Here is a 16765-nt window from a genome sequence, read left to right as displayed (position 1 = left end):
GCCCGAGATATCCAGTTTGCCGATGATTTCATCTACGAGGAGCTGGAACGCCCCATGGACAAGCGTACGGTGCCCATTGTGCCACTACTACGCGACGAGGCGCTACACACCTTCCGACTGTGGACTGAGAAGACAGATAAGACGGAGTATTAGTTACGAGGAAGGAGGAAGGAGGAAGGACGAAGGAGGAAGGACGAAGGAGGAAGGACGAAGGAGGAAGGACGAAGGAGGAAGGACGAAGGAGGAAGGGAAACAAAAAAGAGACCTGCGTTGCAGATCTCTTTTTTTTGTGGGTGCTGATGGATTCGAACCACCGAAGTCGAAAGACAGCAGATTTACAGTCTGCCCCATTTGGCCACTCTGGAAAACACCCATCGCTCAAATGCGGGTGCAAAGGTACTAAGATTTTTTGAGCTGTGCAAATTTTAGGGCAAGAAATTTTAGAAATAATGCATAAAGAGCTAAAAAAACAAGAATGGAGAGCTTGCATAGACAAACTCTCCATTGTTTTTGTTAGGCGAAAAGAAGTTTTTTACTTCTTCTCAGCAGGAGTCTCAGCAGCGGGAGCCTCGGTAGCAGGAGCTGCAGGAGCAGCTGCGTCCTTCTGCTGACTGGCACCGAAACCAGGCAGGTTGTTAGGATTGGTAGCAGGAGCCTGATAGTTCTCCATCACAGAGGTGTCGCCACCAGCCTGTGGAGCTACATAAGCGCAACATACGCTAACGAGTACCATAAAACCAGCGAGGAACCAAGTGGCCTTCTCGATAAAGTCGGTAGTTTTACGAACACCGCCAATCTGGTTATAACCTGAGAACTGAGAAGCCAGACCGCCTCCCTTTGACTCCTGGATGAGCACAATGCCAATCATAAGCAGTGCTGCAACCACAATGAGAATTACAAATAATGTGTACATTTTTTTATTTATTTTTTTTGTTACTATTTACTATTAATTTCTCTAAGAAACGTATTTGATCTGCAAAGTAAGCATTTTTTTTCGGAATTTGCAAACTTAATCGCTGAATTATTTCTAAAGCTTTCGAATATCTACCCTGTTTGATATAAATTCGTGCCAGTGTTTCGGTAAAGTACTCACTTTCAACCCCATTTTCGTCCTCAGAAGGCTCTGGCTGGGGCTCAGGACGGTACTCAGGCACCTCACGCAACTGGAAGCCACCTTTGTCATCATTTATGAACGAATCGATCAGGTCCTGACCAAACATTTTTGGCATCTCGCCAGGCATCTCCTGACCGCCATCAGGCTCGATATCCATCAGGTAGGCCACATAATCCACAGCGGCATCGGCAGGCGTAGGCTTGCGCTTGGGCTTCTGTGTATCAGTCTTGGCCTCCTCGGGGATACTGTCCAGGAAGTTATCAATCAGCGAGATGGTACGATCTTCGGCAGGCTCAGCTGACTGCTGAACAGGTTTTGCTGCAGGTGCAGGCTTAGCCACAGGATGGTACTCGTAATGGCGTCCCTCGATCATCTGAAACAGCACGCGACGATCGGTGATATAGGCCGATGCGCGGCGCAGCTCCTCGTCGAATGTAGGATCGTGCAGCAGATACAGATTCTGCAGCATCAACAGGCGGGCCGTCTGGAAATAGGGATACAGAGCCAGCAGCGAACGCAGCTCGTAGAGCGTTTCGCGGTCCATCTGTTCTGGATGCTTAATGAGTTCTGTAATCTCCATTACGCTATTATCTTAACTTTAAATTACCAGTTGGCTACGGTACGGTTGAAGATCTGGTCGCAGAGGTCCTTGACCATGAGCGTTACCAGTTCCTCCTGCACGGCGTTCAGACTCTGTGTGGTCTCGTAGCTCTGCGAGGCAGTAAACTGCTGCTCAAAATCTTCGTTGTGGTTCTTGTTATTCGTAAATCGTACGTTCACAGTCATGGTGAGCTCGGTCATAGCCGAATAGCCCTCGGCGCTCACGCTCTTGTTACGCTGTTCGTAGCGTATAATCTCACCCTCAATCTTCAGGTCGCCATTACGTTTCACCTGCTCCAAACGGGTGTGGTTAGCAAACTGATCCTTGAGCTGATTGTTGAACATCGGGCCCATAGGTCCCCACACATAGCTACTGCGGATGGGGAACTCGGCAATGGTGATGGTCTTGGTCTGCGAATAGTCGATGCTGGCACCGTTGAACTTATAGCTCACGGAGCAGCTTGTTACAACTGCGATGGCAGCAACAAACACGATTATTTTTATCTTATTGATCCAAGCCATACTGTTTCAATCTGCGATAAAGGGTTCTATCACTAATACCCAGTTCCTGGGCGGCTTTCTTACGATTACCATGGTTGCGCTCCAAGGCCTTCTCAAGCATCTGCTTACCCATGTCGTTGAGGTTCAGACTCTCGAATTCCTTCTCGGGCTCGATATACTCCTCGGCGATGGCATCCTCTACAGAAGCCACGGGTGCTGGATGCTGGGTGATTGGTGTTGGGAATGTGGTGGCTGGCATATGCTCAACCTGAGGTGCAACAGGCGATGCTGTCTGCACATCGTCGAGCTGCTTTTTCAGCGCACTCATCTCGCGACGCATGTCGTTCACGTTACCACGAAGCTCGAACAGGATCTTATACAGAATCTCGCGTTCGTTCTCAAAGCTGTGATCGCCACTACCCTCGCGATGGATGGGGGCCAGCTGTGTGGTTTCGTGATCCTGAGGGATGAACTGACTGAGCACCTGGGCGGTGATGGTACGTTCGGGCGAGAGCACACTGATCTGCTCGGTGATATTCTTCAGCTGACGAACATTGCCTGGCCACTTATAGTGCAACAGTATCTGCTTGGCACCCTCGTCGAGTACCACGCGGTCCATCTTATATTTCTCGGCCATCTGCAAAGCAAACAAACGGAACAACAGGATGATATCCTCGCCACGCTCACGAAGAGGGGGCATCTGGATGGGTATCGAGTTGAGGCGATAGTAGAGGTCTTCGCGGAAGCGACCCTCACTGATAGCCTGACGGATATTCACATTGGTAGCAGCTACAATACGCACATCGGTTTTACGAATCTCGGTGCCTCCCACAGGGATATACTCACCTGTTTCGAGCACACGCAGCAATCGAGCCTGAGTGGCCAGAGGCAGTTCGCCTACCTCGTCGAGGAAGAGCGTACCCTTGTTGGCCACGCCAAAGTAACCTGGCGAATCGTTGATGGCACCCGTGTACGAACCCTTTACGTGTCCAAAGAGTTCAGAGTCGATGGTACCCTCGGGGATAGAGCCACAGTTAATGGCAAAATACTTTTCGCGTCGGCGTGGCGAGTTGTCGTGAATCACCCTTGGGATGATTTCCTTACCCACTCCACTCTCGCCTACGATAAGTACACTGAGGTCGGTGGGCGCAACCTGCAAGGCTACGTCGAGCACGTGGTTCAATGCGTCGCAATTGCCAACGATATTGTACCGCTGTTTGATGTTTTGAAGTTCGGAAGTCTTCATTGAGCTGACAAAATTACATATTTTTTCTGAAACATCTGCAATTTTGGCAGATTTTTAACGCTTATTACTTATCTTTCTTATCCAACTTGATTAAAAGCAGACCGATAGCCGTCCATATCAGTTCGCGCAGGCGCACCAGCAGGGCTACGAAAATACCTGCATTAGCCGTCATGCTCAAGCCCTCGGTACTCATCAGGAAGCCACCTTCGCGACCACCCAACTGCAGGGGCATGAAAAACAGCATATTGGCAAACAGCGTGGTGAAAGCGTAGATCAGGATACACTGTGGAATGGTTACCCCAGGCATGATTACCAGTAGGATAAAATAGATTTCGAACGTAGAGGCCAAACGGCACAGCAACTCGAGCACCACAGCCAGCTTAAACGTACGCGGGTTCTGGTTGTGCAGGGCAGCAATCTGCTGATCCACCTCGGCCAGTTTCTCACGGTTGCGCTCGATAAAGGGACCTGCCCACTTCTTGACCATGGGGAAATGACTCAGGATGGTCATACCCGTCATGGCGATGCCTCGCTTATAGCCACGCAGGAAGAACCAGATGGCCAACGAAGCCACACCTGCAATGATTGGCAGCAGGATGTAGGTCAGCGGCGTCATCTTCTGCGTGATAATATAAAGAGGTACGCTGAGCAACCAGAACCAGAAGTGACTATAGATATGCGTCATGACATAGAGTATGACTGACGATGAGGCACGCTGGGTGCCCACCTTGGGCGACAGCGACATGATGCGGTAGGGCTCGCCACCCATCAGTCCACCTGGGGTGGCATAATTCAAGGCAAAGGCCGAGATGGTGATCTTATAGAGCCACCAGAAGCCCACCTTGCACTTGCGGCACACACCCTGCTCATTACCGATGGTATTGATAATGAGATACCACGAGGCGGTGTTCATCATATACAGGAATGCCCAGAGCACCAGCACACCTACGAACCAGTAGCCCGCATGCTGTATGCCCTTCCAAGCCTGACGGAAGTCGAGCTGCGAGGCCATGATAATCAGTACCAATAATCCGAACAGGAAGAATCCGTTCTGATATTTTTTATTCATTTGTCTAGTTTCTTGTGAATTCATTTAAAGATATCCTTAGCACGAGGCATCTGGAAACGTGCCTTGTCGCCATCCTCACGCTTCTCGTGATACAGCTTTGGCAGCGGATTAGCCAATGGCTCATCGTACTCGGCACGATGGCGGAACATATCTACAGCCGTATAGATGGCATGGCGCAACGAGGTGGCATCGGCAATACCCTTACCGGCTATCTCGAACTCAGGACCGTGAACGGCAGTGGTGCAGATGGCCGTCATGCCAGCCTTCAGCTTAACGCCATACTCGGTGGCCAGCGCATTGAATGGCAGTGTGCCCTGATCGTCGTACATGGCCAGCACACCATCAAACTGCTCGTACTGGTTGTTGGCAAAGAACTCCTCGGCCGCATAAGGACCAAAGGCCATCATGTTCTGCTTCTCCAGTTCGGCAATGGCAGGAGCGATGATCTGCTCCTCCTCGATGCCTGGCTGTGGATTCAGTGCCAGCACGGCGATACGGGGATTGTTTACACGGAAATCACGCTTCAGACTCTTGAAGAAGATGGTGCCCTTCTCAACGATTTTCTCAACACTGATGCTCTGAGCCACCTCCTTGATAGGCAGATGGTTGGTAAGCAAGCCGATACGGATACGCTCGCTGAGCATGATGGTGAGCGGCTTTTCGTCGCGGTTGGGATTGGCATTTGGCACCACAGGGCCAAGCACCAGCACATCAAACAGGTGCTTCTGCATATCCTCTTTGACGCGCTGCATCACAGCCTTGGCAGCCTTATCCGACTCGTCGGTGGGCTGTCCGAACTCCACCTTCACCTCCTCGTCGTAGGCAGCCAGCAGGTTCACACGCCCGTCCTTGGCCTCGGCAGCGTCGTTAATAATGCTATACTGGGTTTCTATCTCCATAGCCTTACGATGGAAGGCTGCGGCTTTAGGCGAACCATAGATAACAGGGGTGCACATATCCAGCATCATGGGGTCTTCGAAAGCACGAAGAATCACCTCATAACCAATGCCGTTGGTGTCGCCATGCGTGATGGCCACGCGAATTTTCTTATCCATTTTCTTGTTGTTTTTTGGCGGTTGATAACAGGCCGCAAGCGGCAAAAATATCTTGTCCACGACTGGCGCGGATGGTGGTAAACACACCGTGGGCGGTGAGATAATCGCGCAGGGCTTCCATGCGCTTCTCGTCGGCACCAGGCAAATCCACACCAGGTATCTCGTGGAATCGAATCAAGTTCACACGACAGTCCAATCCACGCACCAGCTTCACAATCTCGCGGGCATGCATGGTGGTGTCGTTCAGTCCGGCAAAGCAGATGTACTCGAACGAACAACGGCGCTGGTGCGAGAAGTCGTACTGCTTCAGCAGATCGACCACCTCGGTAATCGACATCTGCTTCTCGGCAGGCATCAGCATCTGGCGCTGTTCGGGCAATGGCGAGTGCATGGATATTGCCACGTGACACTCGCTCTCGTCGAGGAAACGCTTCAGCTTGTTCTTCACGCCCACACTTGATACGGTGATGCGGCGCGGACTCCAGGCATAGCCCCAATCGGCAGTCAGCACCTGGGTGGCCTGCAGGATAGCATCGAGGTTATCCATGGGCTCGCCCTGACCCATAAACACAATATTGGTGAGTGTGTCGCGCTCGGGCAGCGCATATATCTGGTTCAGGATGTCAGCAGCCGTCAGACTGCCCTCGAAACCCTGTTTACCAGTCTGACAGAACAAGCAATTCATTTTACAACCCACCTGGCACGATACACACAGCGTGGCACGATCATGATCGGGAATATATACCGTCTCTACAAACTTACCACTACGGGTTGGGAACAGATATTTGATGGTTCCATCCACCGAACGCTGACAGTCGATGGGCGCCATATAGCCCACCTCGTACTGTTCGGACAGTTTTTCACGGTTTGCCTTCGACAGGTTGGTCATATCGGCAATGCTACCAACATGCTGCTGGTAGAGCCACTTGGCAATCTGTGCAGCCGTAAACTTGGGCATTCCCAGTTCGGTTACCACCTGCTGCAATTCGCCAGGCTGCATGCCTAATAATACCTTCTTTTCGTCGTACATCTTTACTTTTTGGGTGCAAAGGTAGAAAATTTTCTTGAATTATTTGGTTTTCTCGGAAAATATTACGAATTTTGCGCTTTATAAATCACTAATTACACGTAATGAGAGAAAAAATTGACTGTTTTTTGCCTTGCAATGACCTTGAGACAGCACGCCAATTGGTAGCGCAAATCAAGGGTAGCAAGACTATTCAACATATCTGTTTGCTGGTAAACCAACCCCTTGGGGCCACCGACGAGGCCCTGGGCGATTGCGAGCAAATAGTAGTTAACGACCTGACAAGCAGCACCACCCTACAGGCTATTTCAGAACACGCCAAGGCCGATTACGCCCTGTTGCAGATTCGTCCACGACAGATACAGATGCCTAAGGGCACACTCGATCGCATGCTGCGTATCGCATCTGATTCGGATGCTGCCATGATCTATGCCGACCACAACGACCTGATTGATGGCAAGCTGCAGCCACACCCTGTTATCGACTATCAGATAGGTAGTATCCGCGACGATTTTGATCTGGGCTCGCTCATCCTGGTTAAAACCAGTTTGCTGCACTGCTTTACCATGCAGTGCAACGAGCATCCCTACCAGTATGCCGCTGTTTATGCCCTGCGCCTGTTCCTGAGTCGTAAGGGTCGCATCTTCCACATTAACGAGAAGCTTTATACCGAGCAGGAGACCGACACCCGTGCCTCGGGCGAGAAGCAGTTCGACTATGTGAACCCACGCAATCGCGAAGTGCAGATTGAGATGGAACATGCAGCTACCGCCCACCTGGCTGCCATCGGCGCCAAGATCGACCCTACGTTCTATCGTCGTCCCGACTTCAATGAGCAGGAGTTTGATGTAGAGGCATCGGTGGTGATTCCTGTTTACAATCGCGAGAAAACCATCTGCGATGCCGTGAACAGCGCCCTGAGTCAGAAAACCAAGTTTAAGTATAATGTGATTGTGGTTGACAACCACTCTACCGATAAGACGACCGAATTGCTGCGTGGTTTCCACGACGAGCGACTCATCCATATCATCCCCGAGCGTAACGACCTGGGTATTGGAGGCTGCTGGAACACGGCTATCCACGACGACCGTTGCGGACGTTTTGCCGTGCAGCTGGATAGCGACGACCTGTACTCGTCGCCCAAAACCCTGCAGCAGATTGTAGATACCTTCTACAAGCAGAATGCCGCCATGGTGATTGGTTCGTATCGCATGTGCGACTTCGACCTGAACACCCTGCCACCAGGACTGATCGACCACGCCGAGTGGACGGATGAGAACGGTGCCAACAATGCGCTGCGTATCAATGGTCTGGGTGCGCCACGCGCCTTCTTTACCCCACTGCTGCGCCAGGTAGGATTCCCTAACACCTCGTATGGCGAGGATTATGCGTTGGGCCTGATTTTCTCGCGCCACTACCGTATCGGCCGTATCTTCAGCGAACTTTATCTCTGTCGCCGCTGGGGTGGCAACAGCGATGCTGCCCTCTCTATCGAAAAGGTAAATGCCAACAACCTGTATAAGGACCAGTTGCGCTCGTTAGAGATTATGGCGCGCCAGCAGATGCTGCAGGGCAAGCAGGAAATGCTGAACGACTCGCCATTGATGCGATTCTTCAATCGCCAGCTTGAGAAGTGGGACGATGCCCGCAGGCGCTATCACGACCTGCGCAATGTGAAGACCCGAGAGTTGTCGGTAGGCACCTCGACTATGAAGGTGCAGTATAACCCTGCCCGTATCGTATCTACAGGTGCAAAGATCGACAAGCAGACACTGGCCGAGCGCCCCTGTTTCCTGTGCGAGCAGAATCGCCCCAAGGAGCAGGTCAAGAAATCTATCGACGGACAGTTCGACCTGCTGGTCAACCCCTTCCCCATCCTGCCCATCCACTTTACCATCCCATCGGTTAAGCACGAGCCACAGCTGATTCGTAATGCCTATGGCGAGATTCATAAGCTGCTGACCGAGTACCCACAGATGATGGTATTCTATAACGGACCTAAGTGCGGTGCTTCGGCTCCCGATCACGCCCACTTCCAGGGTGGTACATCGGGCGTGTTACCCCTGCAGATGGCCTGGGGCCGATTGTCGCGCAGTTTGAAGCCCATCCTGAATCTGAATAACGAGGAGGGCATCTCGCTCATCGAGGAGTATCCCTGCCCAGCCTTGCTCATCCACAGCAAAACGCAGTATGGCGACGAACAGCTGTTCCGTCGTTTGTACGAGTCGCTGCCCATTAAGGAGGGCGAGCCCGAGCCTATGCTCAACATCGTCAGCTGGCGACACGATACCGACTACTATTCGGTAGTATTCCCACGCGAAAAGCATCGTCCCGACTGCTATTACAAGGAAGGCTGCGAGCAGTATATCATTTCGCCAGGCGCCCTGGATATGGCAGGTTTCATTGTTACCCCACGTAAGGAGGATTTCGATCGCCTTACCCCCGAGATAGCCCTGGGTATCTTGAACGAGGTATCGCTGCCGGCCGACCAGCTCCAGCAGGTGATCAATAAGCTGCAAGCCACCCAAAATTCAATGGTCAATGGTCAATGTTCAATGAAAAAGGAGCCAAACGTTACCGTGGGTATCGTCAGTGGCGAAAAGATATCGTTCAGCCTTAACAAGCCTTACATGGCCAAGGGCGAGGTGATTACCGGCGACCAGGTAGTTGAGTTCAGCGATGGCGGTATCCTGTGGCGTGGCAACCAGTATCGTAACCTCACGTTCACCCCACAAACCGACGATGCCTCGTTCTCGCTCAACGATGTAACTATTGGCGTTAACTTCCACTGGGAGCGCAAGGAAACACAGACCTTCGAGGGCACCCTGCGCATTGTGGTCGAGGCCGATAAGATTGTGGCCATCAACGAGTTGCCCGTAGAGAAATACCTTACCAGCGTGATTTCGAGCGAGATGAGCAGCACCTCGAGTGTAGAGTTCCTCAAGGCCCACGCTGTTATCTCGCGTTCATGGCTGTTGGCACAGATTGAGAAGCGCAAGCAGCACGAGAGCGGTGGCGACAACTTCTTCTCGTTCACCAAGAGCGATCAGGAGTTTATCCGCTGGTACGATCGCGAAGATCATACTATTTTTGATGTGTGTGCCGACGACCACTGCCAGCGCTATCAGGGCATTACCCGCGCCAACAACACCCATGTTGAGGAGGCTATCAGCCAGACTCGCGGACAGGTGCTGATGTATGGCGATGAGATTTGTGATGCCCGTTTCTCAAAGTGCTGCGGAGGCGAGACCGAGGAGTTCCAGTACTGCTGGGAGAACACCCCCAAGCCCTATCTGGTATCGTTCCACGATCCTTACTGTAACACCAACGATAAGCACATCCTCTCGCAGGTGCTCAACGATTTCGATCAGGAAACCCCCGATTTCTATCGTTGGACGGTAAGCTACACCCAGCAGGAACTGTCGGAGTTGGTAAACCGCAAGCTAAAGGACGACTTTGGTACTATTACCGACCTTATCCCCGTTGAGCGTGGCAAGAGCGGTCGTATCTGGAAACTCAAGATTGTAGGTACCAAGAAAACCCTCACCATCGGTAAGGAGTTGGAGATCCGCCGTGCCCTCAGCGAAAGCCACCTCTACTCATCAGCCTTTGATGTAGAGAAGGATGGTGATAAATTCATCTTACACGGCAAGGGCTGGGGCCACGGTGTTGGTCTGTGCCAGATAGGTGCCGCTGTAATGGGCGAGCAAGGCCACCCCTACGATGATATCCTACTGTTCTACTATCGCGGTGCCCAAATCAAGCGCCTCTACGATTAATGTTCAATGGTCAATGTTCAATGTTCAATGAAAAATGAAAAATAAGAATCCTTGGGCCTGGGTGCCCACCTTATATTTCGCAGAGGGCGTTCCCTACGTAGCAGTGATGACCATCTCGGTTATCATCTACAAGCGCCTTGGTTTGTCGAATACCGACATCACCCTGTACACCTCGTGGCTCTATCTGCCTTGGGTTATCAAGCCCCTTTGGAGCCCGTTTGTTGATATGCTACGCACCAAGCGTTGGTGGATACTGGCCATGCAGGTGCTGATAGCTGCCGCCTTGGCAGGTGTGGCATTCACCATCCCCGGTCCGCTGTGGCTGCAAGGCTCGCTCAGCTTCTTCTGGCTGTTGGCTTTTAGCAGCGCCACCCACGATATTGCTGCCGATGGTTTTTACATGCTGGGACTTGAGCAACACGAGCAGGCCTATTTTGTGGGCATTCGTTCCACGTTCTATCGTATAGCCACCATTTTCTCGTCGGGCTTACTTGTAGGTTTGGCAGGTGTGCTGCAGGTGCTCACCCGTAGCATCAGCTATGCCTGGAGCCTGGTGTTCTATCTCATTGCCGGCTTGTTCATCGCCCTGTGGCTCTACCACAGCTGGGCACTGCCCCGCCCCACCGAGGATGCCCATCGTGTACAGAAGACCGCTGCCGATATCATCAGCGAGTTTTGGAACACCCTGGTAACCTTCTTCCAGAAACCACAGGTATGGGTAGGCATCTGCTTCATGCTGTTCTACCGTATGCCAGAGGGACTGCTGGCCAAGGTATCGGCCCTGTTCCTGGTGGACAAGATGGCCAATGGCGGACTGGGCCTGAGCGATGTAGAGTTTGGTATGGTACAAGGCACCGTAGGTGTTATCGGTCTTACCTTGGGTGGTATCCTGGGCGGTATTGCTGCCAGTCGCGATGGTCTTAAGCGTTGGCTCTGGCCGATGGTGATGGCCATCACCATCCCCGATCTGGTTTACGTGTATCTCTCGTGCGCCCTGCCATCCAGTCTGCTCGTCATTAATATCTGTATTTTCTTAGAGCAGTTTGGTTATGGTTTTGGTTTCTCGGCCTATATGCTATACCTTATCTATTATAGTCAGGGCGAGCACAAAACGGCCCACTATGCGCTGTGTACCGCTTTCATGGCCCTGTCGATGATGATACCAGGCTTGTTTGCCGGCGCCCTGCAGGAGGCTGTAGGTTATCGAGCCTTCTTCGTAATAGTGGTCGTCTGCTGCGTGATGACCTACATCGTAGCCAGTCTGCTACAGATTGACCCTGACTTCGGAAAAAAGAAAAAAGAGAACGCCTAAGCGCTCTCTTTTTTTATATCCCGGCTCCATCCTGAAAAGCCACATCCACAGCTTTACTCTGCTGGATGCGCGAGTAAGGCGGCACGCTGTGAGTTACCCAGATGTTACCACCTATCACCGAATGATGGCCGATGGTGATACGTCCAAGGATCGAGGCATTCGAATATACCGTTACGTTGTCCTCCAGTATCGGGTGGCGAGGTATGTTCAGCATGTTTCCGTTCTCGTCGTACTTAAAACTCTTGGCACCCAGTGTTACACCCTGATACAGCGTTACGTGGTTGCCAATGATGGCTGTTTCGCCGATAACCACACCCGTACCATGGTCGATGGCAAAGTACTCGCCAATCGTGGCGCCTGGGTGAATGTCGATACCCGTTTTGCTGTGTGCCTGCTCGGTAATGATACGTGGGATGACAGGCACCTGCAGCTCGTGCAACTTATGTGCTATGCGATAGTGCGTCATCGTGTTCATCGATGGGTAGCAGAATATCACCTCGCCAAAGTTAGGTGCAGCAGGGTCGTTATCAAACATCGCCTGTATGTCGGTATAAAGCAGACGTTTAATCTCGGGCAGCGCATCAATAAATGCCAGTGTCTTCTCCTCGGCTATGCCATATACCTCGGCTTTGGTGCTGTTAGCCTCACAGTCCTCACAGAACTGCAGTCCGTGGGCAATCTGCTTGGTGAGCAGTGTTGTCAACTCCTCCATCCACACACCTATATGATAGGCGCGGATAGCCTCATCGGGCTGTCGCTTTTCAAAATAATCAGGAAAGATAATGCTCTTTACCAACGTTACGATACGCTTCACCTGCTCTACCGATGGCAGCGGTGCCACCGTGGCTGGCATCATACCCAGCTCTCTTTCCGATTGCTTCGACAGCAGCGCCACATTCCTGCGCAATGTCTCGTTTATCTTTGTCTTGTCCATACTATATATAAATATAATTATTTATGGTTTGCGGTGTAATCAAGGGCGGCGCCGATGGCGGTGCAGTACTGTGAGTACTTGGGGATGTGGAAACGGATGTTGTAAAGCGTTTCCAGGGCGGGGAACACCTCTTTACACTGGGGAAGCAGTGAGAGGTTGCCGATGAGCACAAAATCGCGTATATCGCTGCCAATAGAGGCGAGCCAGGCGGCTGAACCTATCGACTGCAGTACCATGTGAATCAAGCCTGCTGCAATATCCTCCTTTGACGCATCGCTCTGGGCGTTGGCAAAGTTACTGGCCGTGGTGTCCATCGTAAGTCCTGGCACAGGAATGGCACTGATATCGCCAATAGTCAAGTCGATATTACGAATATTGCCGTGCTTGGCCATGGTGGCCACCTGCTTGATATCGCTGGTGTTAAGCATAATGCGGGCTAAGCCTGCCAAGGTTCCACCACCCACACCAATACCGCCTATATGACGCATATCGTTGCCATCGCAGCGCACAAACGAGGTACCTGTACCCATTGACACCACAATGGTATGATCGAGCTTCGACTCGAAACGGGCACCCAGGCCATCGGCAACGAACTCCTGACTCTTGGCCGTGGGCAAGCCGTAGATGGGCTGATCGATATAAGCAGCACCTACGCCTGTGAGCATGACCTGATCGACATCCTGCAGATTGATATCATTATCGTGCAGATACTTGCCAAAGGCACCAAAAAGTGACGTGATAGGATCGGCAGCGGTGATACTGATTGGAGCTGACACCTTGCCATTCTTGATTCCAACAATCTTTGTAGTTGAAATACCAACATCGATACCAATTACAATTCCCATATTACATTGAAGATTGAAAATTGAACATTGACCATTAAATACGAAAAAACCCGGCTGCATTACTGCAAGACCGGGCTAATGAAAGGAGGAGTGGTACCTCCAGGAATCGAACCGGGGACACACGGATTTTCAGTCCGATGCTCTACCAACTGAGCTAAGGCACCAACATTTCAAATTCGTTTTGCAAACATCCTTTCGTTGTTTTGCGGGTGCAAAGGTACGACTATTTTTTGAACCCGCCAAACTTTTAAACACCTTTTAACAAATAAATTTGCTAAGATAACGGGTTCCAGCCTTGCGCTTTTAACGCAAACTCCTGATTATCACGGGTTACGAGAATTTGACCGAATTTTGCGTCGGTAATGTGACCAATGAGCTTAATGCCATCAATCTGCTGAATCTTCTCGTGATCGCCGATGGGCACGGTGAACAATAATTCGTAATCCTCGCCACCATTCATGGCGCAAGTAGTAACGTTCATGTTCATCTCTTCGGCCATAACGGCTGTCTGATAGTCGATAGGAATATTCTTTTCGTAGATACGGCAGCCTACCCCACTCTGCTTGCAGATGTGCATGAGCTCGCTTGAGAGGCCATCGCTGATATCCATCATAGCGGTAGGACGGATGCCTGCCTCGCGCAGCTTCTGGATGATATCGCCACGAGCCTCGGTCTGCAACTGGCGCTGCAACAGATACTCCTTACCGCTGAAATCGGGCTGGAAGTGCGACAGCTCTTCGAGAGCGCGCTTATCATTCTTTTTACGTGCCTCCTCTACCTGCTGGTAGTAAACGCTCTTTTCGCGCTCAAGGAGCTGCAGGCCCATATAGGCTGCGCCCAAATCGCCACTGACACACACCAGGTCGGTGTCCTTAGCGCCGTTGCGGTACACAATGTCCTCCTTGGCAGCCTCGCCAATACAGGTGATGCTGATGGCCATGCCGGTATACGACGAGGTGGTGTCGCCACCTACCACATCTACATTCCACTTTTCGCAAGCCAGGCGCAGACCGCTGTAGAACTCTTCGATATCCTCGACACTGAAACGCTTGCTGATGGCAAGCGAGACGGTGAGCTGACGGGGTGTGCCATTCATGGCGAAGATATCGCTGATGTTCACCATGGCCGACTTGTAGCCCAGGTGCTTGAGGTCGATATAAGTAAGGTCGAAGTGTACGCCCTCCATCAGCATATCGGTGGTAACGAGAACCTGCTTATCGGGGTAGCTGAGTACGGCGCAATCATCGCCAATACCTTTTACGGTGCTGGCGTTCTTGATTTCAATATCTTTTGTTAAACGGTCGATGAGACCGAATTCTCCTAATTTTGCTATTTCCATCCTTCAGTTGGGTGATCGGTATTAAACTTATCTTGGTTGTGAGCCTGGATACGCTCGGCTCGGATAATCATCTCGCGCATAATGGCAGTCATCTTAGGCTGTGCCATGTTGGCAGCCTCCTGCACCTCCTCGTGACTAACCTCGACAGGCACATCGAAGCCACCCAGGTCGGTGATGACCGAGATACCAAAGGTTTTAATGCCACAGTGGTGAGCCACAATCACCTCGGGTACGGTACTCATACCTACGGCGTCGCCACCAAAAATGCGATACATCTTATATTCGGCAGGGGTCTCGAAGGTAGGGCCCTGAACGCCTACATACACACCATGCTGCACGGGGATATCCAGATCCTTGGCGATACTGTCGGCCTCGGCAATGAGGTTGTGATCGTAGGTCTCGTGCATATCCGGGAATCGGGGACCTGTGGGGAAGTTCTTACCACGCAGCGGATGCTCGGGGAAGAGGTTGATATGATCGGTGATAATCATCAGGTCGCCAATCTTAAACTGGGGGTTCATACCGCCTGCTGCGTTTGACACATACAGGGTGGTGATGCCCAGCTCGTACATGACGCGAACGGGGAAGGTGACATCCTTCATAGAGTAGCCCTCGTAGAAGTGGAAACGGCCCTGCATGGCCATGATGTCAACACCGCCTAACTTACCAAAGATGAGCTTACCCTTGTGACCCTCGACGGTTGACACAGGGAAATTGGGAATATCTTGATAAGGAAACTCGTAAGTATCAGTTATTTCTGAAGCTAATTGTCCGAGGCCTGTCCCCAGTACTATCGCTGTTTTGGGACTTGTGGTCATCCTTTCTTTTAACCAGGATGCTGTTTCTTGAATTTTTGTATACATATCCTATTATTTTTTGATTAAACTCTTTCTGCTGGCCTTGCATGATAGCAATACGCAGCGGTAACGCATAAAGATGGCGCTTCACGTCGTCGGTAAGTCCATCAACCACCATCAGGCGCGTGGCATCCTTCTCGGTGGTGAGCACCAGTCGCGGTTCGGGCAGCTGGGCAAAGGCCTCGTTGATGGCCTGGATATCCTTACGTTTAAAGTCGTGATGATCGCCAAAGGTGAGAGGGGTAATCTGCGAGTGATACTGCTGCAGATCGTGCATCAACTGCTCGGGCGAGGCAATGCCTGTGAGGAGCAGAATATTTTTGCCTGCGAGCGCCTCTAAACTATCTACAGGAGCCATATTGGGCTCGTTGGTAAACACGGGGCGCGGGGCATCGTACTCTAAGGTTGAGAAGAACAGCTGCTGATAGGGATACAGATTCATAGCCTTGGTGATGACACGGAATTCCATGGGTTTGAGATCCTTGGGACACTTGGTGATAATCACGATATCGGCCCTATCCTTGGCCTTGACGGGTTCGCGCAAACGACCTGCAGGCAGCAGGCGATCGTAGATAACCAGGCGATGGTAGTCAACCAGCAGGATATTGATGCCGGGCTTGACATAACGGTGCTGGAAAGCATCGTCGAGCAGTACCACATCGATATCCAGCCCGCTCTCGTCGGCAGTGAGCTTGCTGATACCACGGGTGCGCTTGCGATCGACAGCCACAGTGATATCGGGGAACTTCTGTTTCATCTGGAATGGCTCGTCGCCAATCATGGGCATGGGGGTATCCTTATCGGAGAGCACAAACCCGCTGCTTTTACGCTTGTAGCCACGACTGAGCACAGCTACGTTATGTTTACCCTTAAGCAACCGGATGAGATACTCAACATGTGGGGTTTTTCCTGTGCCCCCCACAGTGATATTGCCCACAGAGATAACGGGGGTACTGAAGGAACGGCTCTTCAAGATGCCCATCTCGAACAGCAGATTCCTGATACCCACGCCCAGACCATAGAACCAAGCCAGGCCCAGCAGCTTATTATTGATTTTGATGAAATCGCCTTCCAAAACTATTTTTCT

General features: G+C 51.5%; 14 protein-coding genes and 2 tRNA genes. 2 read left to right on the top strand and 14 right to left on the bottom strand.

Features of this window, described 5'->3' with window-relative positions; genetic code table 11:
• Positions 1-290: 290 nt before the first annotated feature.
• From BLU97_RS13840 to rlmN, 8 genes are all read right to left on the bottom strand, one after another.
• Positions 291-373: transfer RNA gene (locus tag BLU97_RS13840), tRNA-Tyr, on the bottom strand.
• Between the two features lie 159 nt (positions 374-532).
• Positions 533-913 (bottom strand): preprotein translocase subunit SecG, encoded by a 381-nt coding sequence (gene secG, locus BLU97_RS13835; protein WP_074762065.1) that lies wholly within the window; start codon positions 911-913, stop codon positions 533-535.
• Positions 914-917: 4 nt separating this feature from the next.
• The gene (locus tag BLU97_RS13830; RefSeq protein ID WP_074762064.1) at positions 918-1694 is read right to left on the bottom strand and encodes a tetratricopeptide repeat protein; all 777 of its coding nucleotides are present in this window, start codon (positions 1692-1694) and stop codon (positions 918-920) included.
• A gap of 23 nt (positions 1695-1717) precedes the next feature.
• Positions 1718-2236 carry an LptE family protein gene (gene lptE, locus BLU97_RS13825; protein WP_074762063.1) on the bottom strand — a complete coding sequence of 173 codons (519 nt, stop codon included), beginning with the start codon at positions 2234-2236 and terminating at the stop codon, positions 1718-1720.
• Positions 2220-3461: a sigma-54 interaction domain-containing protein gene (locus BLU97_RS13820; protein ID WP_074762062.1), complete on the bottom strand. Its 1242-nt coding sequence runs from the start codon at positions 3459-3461 to the stop codon at positions 2220-2222. Before BLU97_RS13820 ends, lptE begins: the two co-directional genes overlap by 17 nt.
• A gap of 64 nt (positions 3462-3525) precedes the next feature.
• Positions 3526-4530, bottom strand: a complete 1005-nt coding sequence (locus tag BLU97_RS13815; RefSeq protein ID WP_074762061.1) for a lysylphosphatidylglycerol synthase transmembrane domain-containing protein — start codon at positions 4528-4530, stop codon at positions 3526-3528.
• A 20-nt stretch (positions 4531-4550) separates the two neighbouring features.
• Positions 4551-5585 (bottom strand): PdxA family protein, encoded by a 1035-nt coding sequence (locus tag BLU97_RS13810; protein ID WP_074762060.1) that lies wholly within the window; start codon positions 5583-5585, stop codon positions 4551-4553.
• On the bottom strand, positions 5578-6615 hold the full coding sequence (gene rlmN / locus BLU97_RS13805) for a 23S rRNA (adenine(2503)-C(2))-methyltransferase RlmN (protein WP_074762059.1): 1038 nt from the start codon (positions 6613-6615) through the stop codon (positions 5578-5580). Before rlmN ends, BLU97_RS13810 begins: the two co-directional genes overlap by 8 nt.
• Positions 6616-6716: 101 nt before the next feature.
• On the opposite strand from rlmN, the gene BLU97_RS13800 reads away from it, so the two are divergent.
• Together BLU97_RS13800 and BLU97_RS13795 are read left to right on the top strand one after the other, a co-directional pair.
• Positions 6717-10391, top strand: a complete 3675-nt coding sequence (locus tag BLU97_RS13800) for a DUF4922 domain-containing protein (protein ID WP_074762058.1) — start codon at positions 6717-6719, stop codon at positions 10389-10391.
• A 34-nt stretch (positions 10392-10425) separates the two neighbouring features.
• On the top strand, positions 10426-11703 hold the full coding sequence (locus BLU97_RS13795) for an MFS transporter (protein ID WP_074762057.1): 1278 nt from the start codon (positions 10426-10428) through the stop codon (positions 11701-11703).
• Positions 11704-11716: 13 nt separating this feature from the next.
• Here BLU97_RS13795 and epsC read toward each other — a convergent pair whose 3' ends face one another.
• The 6 genes from epsC to lpxK all read right to left on the bottom strand — a co-directional run bounded on the left by epsC (position 11717) and on the right by lpxK (position 16759).
• On the bottom strand, positions 11717-12637 hold the full coding sequence (gene epsC / locus BLU97_RS13790; protein ID WP_074762056.1) for a serine O-acetyltransferase EpsC: 921 nt from the start codon (positions 12635-12637) through the stop codon (positions 11717-11719).
• 17 nt (positions 12638-12654) lie between these two features.
• Entirely contained in the window at positions 12655-13482 is an 828-nt protein-coding gene (coaW, locus tag BLU97_RS13785; RefSeq protein ID WP_013064480.1) for a type II pantothenate kinase, read from the bottom strand.
• A gap of 91 nt (positions 13483-13573) precedes the next feature.
• Positions 13574-13646 (bottom strand) — tRNA-Phe (locus BLU97_RS13780).
• 110 nt (positions 13647-13756) lie between these two features.
• On the bottom strand, positions 13757-14821 hold the full coding sequence (gene thiL, locus BLU97_RS13775) for a thiamine-phosphate kinase (protein ID WP_074762055.1): 1065 nt from the start codon (positions 14819-14821) through the stop codon (positions 13757-13759).
• Positions 14812-15684 carry a purine-nucleoside phosphorylase gene (locus BLU97_RS13770; protein ID WP_051611907.1) on the bottom strand — a complete coding sequence of 291 codons (873 nt, stop codon included), beginning with the start codon at positions 15682-15684 and terminating at the stop codon, positions 14812-14814. Before BLU97_RS13770 ends, thiL begins: the two co-directional genes overlap by 10 nt.
• Entirely contained in the window at positions 15569-16759 is a 1191-nt protein-coding gene (gene lpxK / locus BLU97_RS13765; protein ID WP_139209043.1) for a tetraacyldisaccharide 4'-kinase, read from the bottom strand. The genes BLU97_RS13770 and lpxK overlap by 116 nt, the downstream gene beginning before the upstream one ends.
• Between the last annotated feature and the right edge of the window lie 6 nt (positions 16760-16765).

Source organism: Xylanibacter ruminicola, assembly GCF_900107775.1.
Taxonomy (GTDB): Bacteria; Bacteroidota; Bacteroidia; order Bacteroidales; family Bacteroidaceae; genus Prevotella; species Prevotella ruminicola_C.
Note: the sequence above shows the minus strand (reverse complement) of the source record. Positions and strands in the feature narration are given on the sequence as shown.